Here is a 12,362-nt window from a genome sequence, read left to right as displayed (position 1 = left end):
GGTTTCCCACTACGCTGGGGAAACCGCGGGAAACCGAAGTGCTGCCGGGGTGCAGGGAGGCGTATGGCTGGGGGGCGTCCGCCGAAGGGCGACACGGAGCGGTACCCGGAGCTCGAAGCACTCGCCGAGTGGTTCCGCGAAGCGATCGCCGACGCGGGCTACGAGAGCCTCAACGCGGTGGTCCGCGCGGAGATCGCCCACAAGAACGTCGTCTACGGCGCCTGCAGTGCCACCAGGCTGCTGAAGCTGTCGGTCCTGCGGTCGCTCGCCGTCGCGTTGGAGCGCGAGCCCGACGACATCACCCCGCTGTGGATCAAGGCCAAGGAGGCCCTGGACCGGGCCGGCGCCGAGAGCCGGGAGGCGGCCGCGCCCCGGCTGACGGAGTGGACGGAGCTGCCACTGCCGAATCCGGCGGTCCGCAACCTCCTCGAAGCGCAGGCGAAGGCGGTGGAGCGGCTGCCGTACGACATGCTGGGTGTGGCCGAGCCTCCGCTGTCGGCGGTCTACGTACGCCAGAGCATGCGGACCCAGTGGCACTCCACGGAGGGCGCCGCCCGTAACTCCACCCAGCTCGACGGAGGTTCTGCGACACAGGGGGACTCCGCCGCGCGGGACGAGACGCAGACCATCGACGCCCAGCTTCCGGTCCCGGAGGCCCTGGCCCGCCACGAACACCTCCTGATCACCGGGGAGCCCGGCGCCGGGAAGTCGACGCTGTCGAGCCATCTGGCGTGGACCCTCTCGCGGATCTGGCTGCGTGAGGACACCAGCCTGGAGGCACCCGTGACCGAACCGGTGATTCCGGTCAGGGTCGCGGCCAGGACGCTCGTCGACCAGCCCGGTTCATGGAGCACGGTGCTGTGCCAGGCCTTACGCCGCACGCTCGGCCACAGCCTGGTCGCCGACCCCGACGCACGGCTGTTCCTGGGGCGCGTGCACGGGGCGCGCTGGATGGTCCTGGTGGACGGGCTCGACGAGATCGCGGACCGCGAGTCGCGCGCCGAGGTCGTCCGGATGATCGCGCAGCACGCGCGCACCGACAGCGACTACCGGTTCGTCATCACCAGCCGCCCGCTGTCCGACCCCGAACTGGCGCCGCTGAGGGGGGCGTTGATCGGCGAATACCGTATGGAGCCCTTCGGTACGGAGGAGCTGCGGGACTTCGCCGCCAAGTGGTTCGCGGCGCAGTACCAGGAGAAGGAACAGGCGCGGACCGCCGCGGACCGCTTCCTGGGCGAGACCGACGACGGCCGGCTGCGCGACCTGGTCCGCAATCCGCTGCTCGCCACCATCGCGGCCGTCACGGCGACGGCGGCTCCGACACATCCGCTGCCGACCAGCAGGCTCAGCCTCTACCAGCGGTTCTTCGAGCATCTGCTGACCCGGGGCGCGGGCAGCGAAGGCGCCGTACGGCAGGGGCTGATGCGGCGGTACCGCGACGACCCCGGGCGGCGTGAGCTGCACCTGTGGCTCAACCAGCGGAAGCGGGACGTCCTCGGGGTGCTGGGCAGGTGCCGCCTGGAGGGGGAGTCGTCGCTCCTGGAGGCGGGCCTGGAGTGGGTGCGGACCAACCTGCCGGAAGACTGGGCCGTGACGGGCTGGGAGGCCGACGTACGGGAATTCCTCCAGAGCACCGGCCTGCTCGTCAGGGACGAGGACGACTACCGGTTCCTGCACCACTCGTTCGCCGAGTACTTCGCCGCCCAGTCGTACGCGCAGCGGATATCTCCCTCCTTCCCGGAGGCGGAGGACTGGATCCTGCGCGCCTTCAAGGACGACGAACGCACGCTGGCCATGTTCGTGTTCTGCCTCTGGGGCGAACGCGACGACTGCGACGGCGGCCGGCTCGCCGAACAGCTGCGCACGGGCGCCGTAGGAGGTCACGAACGGCCCCTGCTGGCCGGGCTCCTCGTGGCCGAGGGCGTCAGGTTCGGCGAGGCGGACCGGGAGGAGACGTTCGACCGGCTGGAGGTGGTGGCGCGGTGCGCCGTCGACGACGAATACCGGGAACGGGCGGCGCAGGTACTGGGGGCGCTGGGCGGACAGCCCGGGGTGCTGGAGCGTCTGGAGCGCATGGCGCGCTGCGAGTTCCTCGATACGAGTATCCGGCTCTACGCGGTCGAGGCGTACGGCAAGGCGGGGCCGGCCGACATCACCCGGGAACTGCTGGGGCTCACGGTCACCAGTGTCCATGGCCTGCTCGGCCGGGCCGCACGGATCGCCTGCACCCTCGGGAACGACGCCCGGGAGATCGTCCGCAGACGCGCCTGGCAGATGGTGGACAGGCCCGAAGCCGGCGGATGGGAGATGTCGGTCGCGGCGGAGGCGCTCGCCTGCCTGGGCCGGGCTCAGGAGGCGGTGGAGCTGGCACGCCGCGTGTTCCAGGAGCCGACCGCGTATGCGACCGACACGGAGCGCGCCGTCGAGGCCTGGCTGACCTCGGCGCCGGAGCACGCGGTGGCCGAGGTGGAGCGGCTCACCCTGGCGCTGCCCGACACCGAGCAGGCACGGCGATGGGTCGTGGGCAAGGTCCTCGACACGTTCGGTGCGGAGGCGGCAGCCGCGCGTATCGCCCACCGGATGCTCGGTGGGGATTCGATCCATCTGGGCGCCATGCGATGGGCGGCGGACATGTGGGTCAAGGCACACGGGTCCAAGGCGGGTGAGGCGATCACCGCGGCGCTGGAGCGCAGCGGCGCCGACTTGGGCCACTACTACTGGCACCCGGCTGCTCTGTTGCGGGCGATGGCTCCCCTCGCCCCCGGCGACAGCACGGCGGACTGGGCGCGCGGGGTCTTCGGCGAGGAGCGGTGGGGGGTGTACGGGACGGGCGACGCCGTGGCCACCTGGCTGGCCGCCGCCGGTGTGGGCGGGGCCGAGCAGATCATGCAGCGTCTCGACCGTGGCCATCTGCTGTCTTCGTACGACCGGCCGCCCGCCGCGAAGGCGCTGTTCGAGGCCGGGGCGCTCGACCAGGCCAGGGAGATGGCGGAGCTCGCGCTGAGCACGCCCAACACACGCAAGGACGGCTACAAGGAAGCCGTACGTGTGCTGCTCAAGACCGGCGGGGACGCCGCCGCCCTCCGGCTGCAGGAGATCTGGTTCGCCCACCCGGCGCTGAGCGCGGATGCCAACTGGCTGAACGGAGCGCTGGAGGCGCTGCCGCGCTTCGAGAGCCGGGCGACGGACGCGGTCGTCGCCCGGCTGGCCCGGGAACTCGTCGGTCTTCCCCCGGCGGGTTCGGCCGAAGTCCTGTATGGGCTGCGGGTGCTGCTCAGCATGGAGGGTCACGCGGTGGTGCCGTGGGTCCTGGAGACGGCCATGACGCACCGCCGGCTGTACTGGGCCCAGCGGTGCACTCTGGCCCAAGGCCTCGCGGCCCTCGGCGAGCGCGACGCCGCGCTGACGCTCTGGCGGCACGTGCTGGGCCTCCCTTCCCCGCCGCGCTACGGCGAGCAGCAGTTGATGTCGGACCTGCAGGCCGCGGGAGTGACCGAGACCGCCGTGACCTGGCTGGCCGAACTCATCGCGGACCCGGCCACCACGGCCCCCCGACGCCTCCGGCTCCGCCAACTGCTCGCCTGGCTCGTCACGGCCGAGCCCCACCTACGGGCCCTGGTCCCGGACGACGCGGGCCCGGTGCTGGACCTCCGCGCGACGCAGCGCACCGGCTCGGCCCTGCCTCAGCAGTCCAGGGAAGCCTCCGCCTGACGCCACCGGGAGGCGCGTCAGGCAGACGCGTCAGGCAGGCGCATCAGGGTTGCGTCAAAGACGGTGCCGGACGACCCCCTGGCCCCATTTGTCGAGATTATTGGCCGTAAGGTCGACGCTGCGTACACAGCGGTGACAGGAAGACAATAGGGGCCATGGGACGCGGCAAGCTTCGGATCTACCTCGGTGCGGCACCGGGCGTCGGCAAGACGTACGCGATGCTCTCCGAGGCGCACCGCCGCGTCGAGCGGGGGACCGACTGTGTGGTCGCGTTCGTGGAGCATCACAACCGGGCGCGTACCGAGGTGATGCTCCACGGCCTGGAGCAGGTGCCGCGCAAGGAGCTGGAGTACCGGGGGTCCGTGTTCACCGAGATGGACGTGGACGCCGTACTGGAGCGCGCCCCGGCCGTCGCCCTGGTGGACGAACTCGCGCACACCAATGTCCCCGGCTCGCGCAACGACAAGCGCTGGCAGGACGTGGAGGAGCTGCTGTCGGCCGGCATCGACGTCGTGTCGACGGTCAACATCCAGCATCTGGAGTCGCTGGGCGATGTCGTCGAGTCGATAACGGGCGTACGGCAGCGGGAGACCGTGCCGGACGAGGTGGTGCGCCGGGCGGACCAGATCGAGCTGGTCGACATGTCGCCGCAGGCGCTGCGGCGGCGGATGGCGCACGGCAACATCTACAAGTCCGACAAGGTCGACGCGGCCCTGTCCAACTACTTCCGGCCCGGCAACCTCACCGCGCTGCGCGAACTGGCGCTGCTCTGGGTCGCCGACCGGGTCGACGAGTACCTCACCGAGTACCGCAGCGAGCACCGGGTCTCGAAGATCTGGGGGTCGCGGGAGCGGATCGTGGTGGGGCTGACGGGCGGGCCGGAGGGGCGCACGCTGATCCGGCGTGCCGCGCGGCTCGCGGAGAAGGGCGCCGGCGGCGAGGTGATGGCCGTCTACATCGCCCGCAGCGACGGGCTCACCTCAGCCTCGCCCAAGGAGCTCGCCGTCCAGCGCACGCTGGTCGAGGACCTGGGCGGAACGTTCCACCATGTCGTCGGGGACGACATACCGGCATCCCTCCTGGACTTCGCGCGCGGCGTCAACGCCACCCAGATCGTGCTCGGCTCCTCGCGCCGCAAGGCCTGGCAGTACGTCTTCGGGCCGGGCGTCGGCGCCACGGTCGCCCGGGATTCGGGCCCCGACCTGGACGTCCACATCGTCACCCATGACGAGGTCGCCAAGGGGCGCGGGCTGCCGGTCGCGCGCGGGGCGCGGCTCGGCCGCTCCCGGAGCATCTGGGGCTGGCTGGTCGGTGTGGGCGGCCCGGTGATCCTCGCGCTGCTGCTGAACACCATCGACCTCGGCCTCGCCAACGACATGCTGCTGTTCCTGACGGTGACGGTGGCGGCGGCCCTGCTCGGCGGCCTCTACCCGGCGCTGGCCTCGGCGGCCTTCGGCTCGCTGCTGCTGAACTACTACTACACGCCGCCCCTGCACCGGCTGACGATCGCCGACCCCAAGAACATCGTCGCCATCGCGATCTTCGTGGGCGTCGCCGTGTCCGTGGCATCCGTGGTGGACCTGGCGGCCCGCCGCACCCACCAGGCGGCGCATCTGCGGGCCGAGTCGGAGATCCTCTCCTTCCTGGCGGGCAGCGTGCTGCGCGGCGAGACCAGCCTGGAGGCCCTGCTGGAACGGGTCCGGGAGACCTTCGGGATGGAGTCCGTCGCGCTGCTGGAGCGGACGAGCGACGTCGACCCGTGGACCTGCGCGGGCAGTGTGGGGCCGGGGCCCTCGAAGCGCCCCGAGGACGCCGACGTGGACATTCCGGTCGGCGACCACATGGCGCTCGCCCTGTCCGGACGCGTGCTGCCGGCCTCCGACCGCAGGGTGCTCGCCGCCTTCGCCGCCCAGGCCGCCGTGGTCCTGGACCGCCAGCGCCTCCAGCACGAGGCCGACCAGGCCAAGGAACTGGCCGAGGGCAACCGCATCCGCACCGCGCTGCTGGCCGCCGTCAGCCACGACCTGCGCACCCCGCTGGCCGGGATCAAGGCCTCCGTCTCCTCGCTGCGCTCCGACGACGTCGCCTGGTCCGAGGAGGACCAGGCGGAGCTCCTCGAAGGCATCGAGAACGGCGCCGACCGCCTCGACCACCTGGTGGGCAACCTGCTGGACATGTCCCGCCTCCAGACCGGCACGGTCACCCCGCTGATCCGGGAGATCGACCTCGACGAGGTGGTCCCGATGGCGCTCGGCGGCGTCCCCGAGGACAGCGTGGAGCTGGAGATCCCGGAGAGCCTGCCGATGGTCGCGGTCGACGCGGGGCTGCTGGAGCGCGCGGTCGCCAACCTCGTCGAGAACGCCGTCAAGTACAGCCCCGTCGACGAACTGGTCCTGGTCTCCGCGAGCGCCATCGCCGACCGCGTCGAGGTACGGGTGGTGGACCGCGGCCCGGGCGTCCCGGACGAGGCCAAGGACCGCATCTTCGCGCCCTTCCAGCGCTACGGCGACGCCCCGCGCGGCGCCGGAGTGGGCCTCGGCCTCGCGGTCGCCCGCGGCTTCGCCGAGTCGATGGGCGGCACACTGAACGCCGAGGACACCCCCGGCGGCGGACTCACCATGGTGCTCACGGTCCGGGCGGTGCAGCGCCTGCCCGGCCTCGCCACGGCAACAGCAACAGCGGAAAGGCAGGTCTCATGACCCGGGTCCTCGTGGTCGACGACGAGCCGCAGATCACCCGAGCCCTCGTGATCAACCTGAAGGCACGCAAGTACGAGGTCGACGCGGCCCCCGACGGAGCCACCGCGCTCCAGCTCGCCGCCGCCCGGCACCCCGACGTCGTCGTGCTCGACCTGGGCCTGCCCGACATGGACGGCGTCGAGGTGATCAAGGGGCTGCGCGGCTGGACCCGGGTGCCGATCCTGGTGCTGTCCGCCCGGCACTCCTCCGACGAGAAGGTCGAGGCCCTCGACGCGGGCGCCGACGACTACGTCACCAAGCCCTTCGGCATGGACGAGCTGCTGGCCCGGCTGCGCGCCGCCGTCCGCCGCGCGGAGCCCACCGGGGGCGACGAGGACGACGTGATCGTCGAGACCGAGGACTTCACCGTCGACCTGGCGGCGAAGAAGGTCAACCGCGACGGGCGGGACGTACGCCTCACCCCCACGGAGTGGCACCTCCTGGAGGTCCTGGTGCGCAACACGGGCCGCCTGGTCAGCCAGAAACAGCTGCTCCAGGAGGTGTGGGGGCCGTCGTACGGCACGGAGACCAACTACCTCCGGGTCTACATGGCACAGCTGCGCCGCAAGCTGGAGGCGGACCCGTCGCATCCGCGGCACTTCATGACGGAGCCGGGGATGGGATACCGGTTCGAGAGGTAGCCCGGAGGTTTCTGCCCGAGACACCGGGATACGGCAATCCGACACCGGGCACACGGGAATCGGACACCGGGCATACGGGAATCCGACAACCGGCATTCGGGAATCAGTGCGCGAAAGACCACAGGTGAGCGCTCTCGTTCATCCGTCGTCAGTGCGCCCCGGTACGCTTTCGGTATGAGTGCTGTTCCTCGTTCCGAAAAGCCGGCGGGCCGGTTCCGGCGCATGATAGACCGGCTCTCCTCGTCCCAGCAGGACCTGGAGTCCGAGGAGCTGCGCGAGGACGCCGAGACCACGGGCTGTACGCGCATCTGCGACTGCCACGACCGACAGATCGTCACGGTTACTGGTACCTTGCGCACGGTCACTCTGCGGCCACGGGCCGGTGTCCCGGCCCTGGAAGCCGAGCTGTTCGACGGCTCGGCCGCCCTGGACGTGGTCTGGCTCGGCCGGCGCTCCATCGTCGGGATCGAGCCGGGGCGCAAGCTGATCGCATCGGGCCGCATTTCGATGAGCCGGGGCCGTAGGGTGCTGTTCAACCCGAAGTACGAACTCAGACCGCTCGGACGGGAGTAGCCGGTGACGTCGCTCGACAAGCCGACCCAAGACGCCCAGCATGATTCGAGGGCGGTGACCGAGGCCGCTCTCTTCGAGGCGTTCGGCGGCGTGCGGGGCATGGTCGAGACGGTGGTGCCCGGCCTCCTCTTCGTCACCATCTTCACGATCAACAAGGACCTGCACTGGTCGGCGATCGCCGCCCTCGCGATGTCCCTGCTGCTCGTCGTGGTCCGCCTCGTGAAGCGCGACACCGTCAAGCACGCCTTCAGCGGCGTCTTCGGCGTCGCGTTCGGCGTGGTCTTCGCGATGATGACGGGCAACGCGAAGGACTTCTACCTGCCGGGCATGCTCTACACGCTCGGCCTTGCCGTCGCCTACATCGTCACGACCCTCGCGGGTGTCCCGCTGATCGGCCTGATCCTCGGCCCGGTCTTCAAGGAGAACCTCTCCTGGCGCACCCGCAACCCCGGCCGCAAGAAGGCGTACGCGAAGGCGAGTTGGGCTTGGGGCCTGATCCTGCTCGCCAAGTGCGCGGTGCTCTTCCCGCTCTACTGGTGGGCTGACACCACCAAGTTCGGCTGGATCCTGATCGCCCTCAAGATCCCGCCCTTCCTCCTCGCCGTCTGGCTCACCTGGGTCTTCCTGGCCAAGGCCCCCGCTCCGATCGACGTGTTCGCGGAGATGGAGGCCGAGGAGAAGGCCGAGAAGGAACGTAAGGCCGCCCTCGCCCAGGAGCGCGGCGAGAGCGCGCCGGCCCGGCACCGCCGCGAGGCGTAAGCGACTGCAGCGGCTCGGCAGCCGCCTTCGGCCGTACGGCGCCGGGAGGCGTCAGGCCTGGAGCGTGTACGACGATGGGGGGCGCCCGGAGATCTCCGGGCGCCCCCCATCGTCGTATCGGAAGCGACTAGCCCGTCGCGTCCTCGCGGCGCACCGACAGCAGGTCCTCCAGCTGCTCCTCGCGGGCCTGAGCGGCCACGAAGAGGAGCTCGTCGCCCGCCTCCAGGGAGTCCTCCCGGGAGGGGGTGAGGACGCGGGTGCCACGGATGATGGTCACCAGGGAGGTGTCCTCGGGCCACTCGACGTCGCCGACCGTCGTACCGGCCAGGGCGGACTCCGGCGGCAGGGTCAGCTCGACGAGGTTGGCGTCGCCGTGGCTGAAGCGCAGCAGCCGGACGAGGTCGCCGACGCTGACGGCCTCCTCGACCAGGGCCGACATCAGGCGCGGGGTGGAGACGGCGACGTCGACGCCCCAGGCCTCGTTGAACAGCCACTCGTTCTTGGGGTTGTTGACGCGGGCGACGACCCGCGGGACCCCGTACTCGGTCTTCGCGAGCAGGGAGACGACGAGGTTGACCTTGTCGTCGCCCGTGGCCGCGATGGCCACGTTGCAGCGCTGCAGCGCGGCCTCGTCCAGGGAAGTGATCTCGCAGGCGTCGGCGAGCAGCCACTCCGCCTGCGGGACGCGCTCGACCGAGATGGCGGTCGGCGCCTTGTCGATCAGCAGAACCTCGTGGCCGTTCTCCAGGAGCTCGCCCGCGATCGAGCGGCCCACGGCACCGGCACCGGCAATGGCGACCCTCATCAGTGACCGGCCTCCTCTTCAGGGCCCTTGGCGAAGGACGCCTCGACCTTGTCCACCTCGTCGGTGCGCATCATCACGTGCACCAGGTCGCCCTCCTGCAGCACCGTCTGGGACGACGGCAGGATCGCCTCGCCCAGCCGGGTGAGGAAGGCCACGCGCACGCCCGTCTCGTCCTGGAGCCGGCTGATCTTGTGGCCGACCCAGCCCGCGGAGGTGTGCACCTCGGCGAGCTGCACACCGCCCGTGGGGTCACGCCACAGCGGCTCGGCGCCCGAGGGCAGCAGCCGGCGCAGCATCTGGTCGGCCGTCCAGCGGACGGTGGCGACGGTGGGGATGCCGAGGCGCTGGTAGACCTCGGCGCGGCGGGGGTCGTAGATGCGTGCCGCGACGTTCTCGATGCCGAACATCTCGCGGGCCACGCGGGCGGCGATGATGTTCGAGTTGTCACCGCTGGAGACCGCGGCGAACGCCCCGGCCTCCTCGATGCCCGCCTCGCGCAGGGTGTCCTGGTCGAAGCCGACTCCGGTGACACGACGGCCGCCGAACCCGGAGCCCAGTCGTCGGAAGGCGGTGGGGTCCTGGTCGATCACGGCGACCGTGTGCCCCTGTTGCTCCAGGGTCTGGGCAAGAGCGGAACCCACTCTTCCGCAGCCCATGATGACGATGTGCACGACCGTCCTTCCGAATGTGAATGGTTACGGCTCAGGCTAAACAGGGTCTCAGACCGCCGCCCAAGCTACACACGCGCGGTCCGTCGGGGGCACCCCTGTGCACGATCAACGACGTGTGATGCTGCGAACGCTCGCGAGGGTCAGGATTCCGAGGCCGGCGAGTCCGGCCAGGGCGCCGATCAGCTCCGCGGTGCCATGCATGGAACCTCCATAACCGGTCAGACTAGGGCTTTCGTCATATAGGCATGTGGAGCTGTGGGGGTGCGGAATCCGCAGCCGCGGCCGTCCCCGATTTCACTCGGAGGGCAGATGTGGTGCGGTAGGTGGGCGACCCCGCGTTCGAACGCTTACGATCCTCTGCGTGTCCAAACTGACCGACGTGCCCAAACGGATCCTGATCGGGCGCGCACTGCGCAGTGATCGGCTCGGAGAAACGCTCCTGCCGAAGCGCATCGCACTCCCTGTCTTCGCTTCCGACCCGCTGTCCTCCGTGGCGTACGCGCCCGGCGAGGTCCTGCTGGTCCTGTCCATCGCGGGCGTGTCGGCCTACCACTTCAGCCCCTGGATCGCGGTCGCGGTCGTCGTGCTGATGTTCACGGTGGTCGCCTCCTACCGGCAGAACGTGCACGCCTACCCGAGCGGCGGCGGCGACTACGAGGTGGCCAACACCAACCTCGGTCCCCGGGCCGGACTCACGGTCGCCAGCGCCCTGCTCGTCGACTACGTCCTCACGGTCGCCGTCTCCATCGCCTCCGGCATCGAGAACCTCGGCTCGGCGGTTCCCTTCGTGGTCGAGCACAAGGTGGCCTGCGCGGTCGCCGTCATCGTGCTGCTCACGCTGATGAACCTGCGCGGAGTCAAGGAGTCCGGAAAGCTCTTCGCGATTCCGACGTACGTCTTCGTGGCGGGCGTCTTCATCATGATCGCGTGGGGTGCCTTCCGCGGCCTCGTCCTGAACGACACCATGAAGGCGCCGACCGCCGACTACCACATCAAGGCCGAGCACCAGGGCCTCGCGGGCTTCGCCCTCGTCTTCCTGCTCCTGCGCGCCTTCTCCTCCGGCTGTGCCGCCCTCACCGGCGTCGAGGCGATCTCCAACGGCGTCCCCGCCTTCCGCAAGCCGAAGTCGAAGAACGCCGCGTCCACGCTCGCCGCGATGGGCCTGCTCGCCGTCACGATGTTCTGCGGCATCATCGCCCTGGCCATGGCGACCAACGTCCGGATGGCCGAGAACCCGGCCACCGACCTGCTCCACAACGGCGTCGCGATCGGCTCCGGCTACGTCCAGAACCCGGTGATCTCCCAGGTCGCCGAGGCCGTGTTCGGCAAGGGCAGCTTCCTGTTCATCGTGCTGGCCGCCGCCACCGCGCTGGTCCTGTTCCTGGCCGCCAACACCGCGTACAACGGCTTCCCGCTGCTCGGCTCGATCCTCGCCCAGGACCGCTACCTCCCGCGCCAGCTGCACACCCGCGGCGACCGCCTCGCCTTCTCCAACGGCATCGTGCTGCTCGCGGGCGCGGCGACCATGCTGGTCATCATCTACGGCGCCGACTCGACCCGGCTGATCCAGCTCTACATCGTCGGCGTGTTCGTCTCCTTCACGCTCAGCCAGACCGGCATGGTCCGCCACTGGAACCGCCACCTGGCCACCGAGACGGACCAGGCCAAGCGGCGCCACATGGTCCGCTCCCGGGCGATCAACGCGTTCGGCGCCTTCTTCACGGGCCTGGTGCTCGTCGTCGTACTCGTCACGAAGTTCACGCACGGAGCCTGGGTCGCGCTGCTCGGCATGGTGATCTTCTACGCGACGATGAGCGCGATCCGTAAGCACTACGACCGGGTCGCCGAGGAGATCGCCGCCCCCGAGGGCCCGAGCGACGACAGTGTCCGCCCCTCCCGCGTGCACTCCGTCGTCCTGATCTCCAAGATCCACCGCCCGACGCTGCGCGCCCTCGCCTACGCCAAGCTGCTGCGCTCCGACACCCTCGAAGCGCTCAGCGTCAACGTCGACCCGGCCGAGACCAAGGCCCTGCGCGAGGAGTGGGAGCGGCGCGGCATCGACGTACCGCTGAAGGTCCTCGACTCGCCGTACCGCGAGATCACGCGGCCGATCATCGAGTACGTGAAGGGGCTGCGCAAGGAATCCCCGCGTGACGCGGTCTCCGTGATCATCCCCGAGTATGTGGTCGGCCACTGGTACGAGCACCTGCTGCACAACCAGAGCGCCCTGCGCCTCAAGGGCCGGCTGCTGTTCACCCCGGGCGTCATGGTGACCTCCGTGCCCTACCAGCTGGAGTCCTCCGAGGCCGCGAAGCTGCGGGCCCGCAAGCGGCAGGACTGGAACGCGCCGGGAGCGGTGCGCCGGGGGCCCGCGGAAGAGCGCCCGAAGGAGTCCTCGAACTCGAAGAGCTGACGGCCATGTGGTGAGCGGCCGGGCAACGTCCACGTAGACTGGTGGGCTGTT

At 70.4% G+C, this 12,362-nt stretch carries 8 protein-coding genes; 6 read left to right on the top strand and 2 right to left on the bottom strand.

Annotation, left to right across the window (positions count from 1 at the left end; genetic code table 11):
• Positions 1-63 precede the first annotated feature (63 nt).
• From OIC96_RS12265 to OIC96_RS12245, 5 genes are all read left to right on the top strand, one after another.
• The gene (locus OIC96_RS12265) at positions 64-3,711 is read left to right on the top strand and encodes a hypothetical protein (protein ID WP_330307794.1); all 3,648 of its coding nucleotides are present in this window, start codon (positions 64-66) and stop codon (positions 3,709-3,711) included.
• A 155-nt stretch (positions 3,712-3,866) separates the two neighbouring features.
• Complete coding sequence (locus tag OIC96_RS12260) at positions 3,867-6,410, top strand: sensor histidine kinase KdpD (protein ID WP_330307795.1); 2,544 nt, start codon at positions 3,867-3,869, stop codon at positions 6,408-6,410.
• On the top strand, positions 6,407-7,090 hold the full coding sequence (locus tag OIC96_RS12255) for a response regulator (protein WP_327432274.1): 684 nt from the start codon (positions 6,407-6,409) through the stop codon (positions 7,088-7,090). Before OIC96_RS12260 ends, OIC96_RS12255 begins: the two co-directional genes overlap by 4 nt.
• A 174-nt stretch (positions 7,091-7,264) precedes the next feature.
• Positions 7,265-7,663 (top strand): OB-fold nucleic acid binding domain-containing protein, encoded by a 399-nt coding sequence (locus OIC96_RS12250; RefSeq protein WP_330307796.1) that lies wholly within the window; start codon positions 7,265-7,267, stop codon positions 7,661-7,663.
• A gap of 3 nt (positions 7,664-7,666) precedes the next feature.
• The gene (locus OIC96_RS12245; protein WP_330307797.1) at positions 7,667-8,422 is read left to right on the top strand and encodes a DUF3159 domain-containing protein; all 756 of its coding nucleotides are present in this window, start codon (positions 7,667-7,669) and stop codon (positions 8,420-8,422) included.
• Between the two features lie 127 nt (positions 8,423-8,549).
• Here the strand turns inward: OIC96_RS12245 and OIC96_RS12240 are convergent, their stop codons facing one another.
• A complete protein-coding gene (locus tag OIC96_RS12240; protein WP_327432277.1) occupies positions 8,550-9,227 on the bottom strand; it encodes a potassium channel family protein in 678 nt (225 codons plus the stop codon).
• A complete protein-coding gene (locus OIC96_RS12235; protein ID WP_330307798.1) occupies positions 9,227-9,898 on the bottom strand; it encodes a potassium channel family protein in 672 nt (223 codons plus the stop codon). The genes OIC96_RS12240 and OIC96_RS12235 overlap by 1 nt, the downstream gene beginning before the upstream one ends.
• 361 nt (positions 9,899-10,259) lie before the next feature.
• Between OIC96_RS12235 and OIC96_RS12230 the strand changes: the two genes are divergently transcribed.
• A complete protein-coding gene (locus tag OIC96_RS12230) occupies positions 10,260-12,311 on the top strand; it encodes an APC family permease (protein ID WP_330307799.1) in 2,052 nt (683 codons plus the stop codon).
• Positions 12,312-12,362 lie beyond the last annotated feature (51 nt).

Source organism: Streptomyces sp. NBC_00775, assembly GCF_036347135.1.
GTDB lineage: Bacteria > Actinomycetota > Actinomycetes > Streptomycetales > Streptomycetaceae > Streptomyces > Streptomyces lutosisoli.
This window is presented reverse-complemented; position numbering and strand designations above follow the sequence as displayed.

Excerpts from the sequence above, each read along its gene's own strand:
- OIC96_RS12265 (WP_330307794.1), top strand. The coding sequence starts at position 64 with ATGGCTGGGGGGCGTCCGCCGAAGGGCGACACGGAGCGGTACCCGGAG.
- OIC96_RS12260 (WP_330307795.1), top strand. The coding sequence starts at position 3,867 with ATGGGACGCGGCAAGCTTCGGATCTACCTCGGTGCGGCACCGGGCGTC.
- OIC96_RS12255 (WP_327432274.1), top strand. The coding sequence starts at position 6,407 with ATGACCCGGGTCCTCGTGGTCGACGACGAGCCGCAGATCACCCGAGCC.
- OIC96_RS12250 (WP_330307796.1), top strand. The coding sequence starts at position 7,265 with ATGAGTGCTGTTCCTCGTTCCGAAAAGCCGGCGGGCCGGTTCCGGCGC.
- OIC96_RS12240 (WP_327432277.1), bottom strand. The coding sequence starts at position 9,227 with ATGAGGGTCGCCATTGCCGGTGCCGGTGCCGTGGGCCGCTCGATCGCG.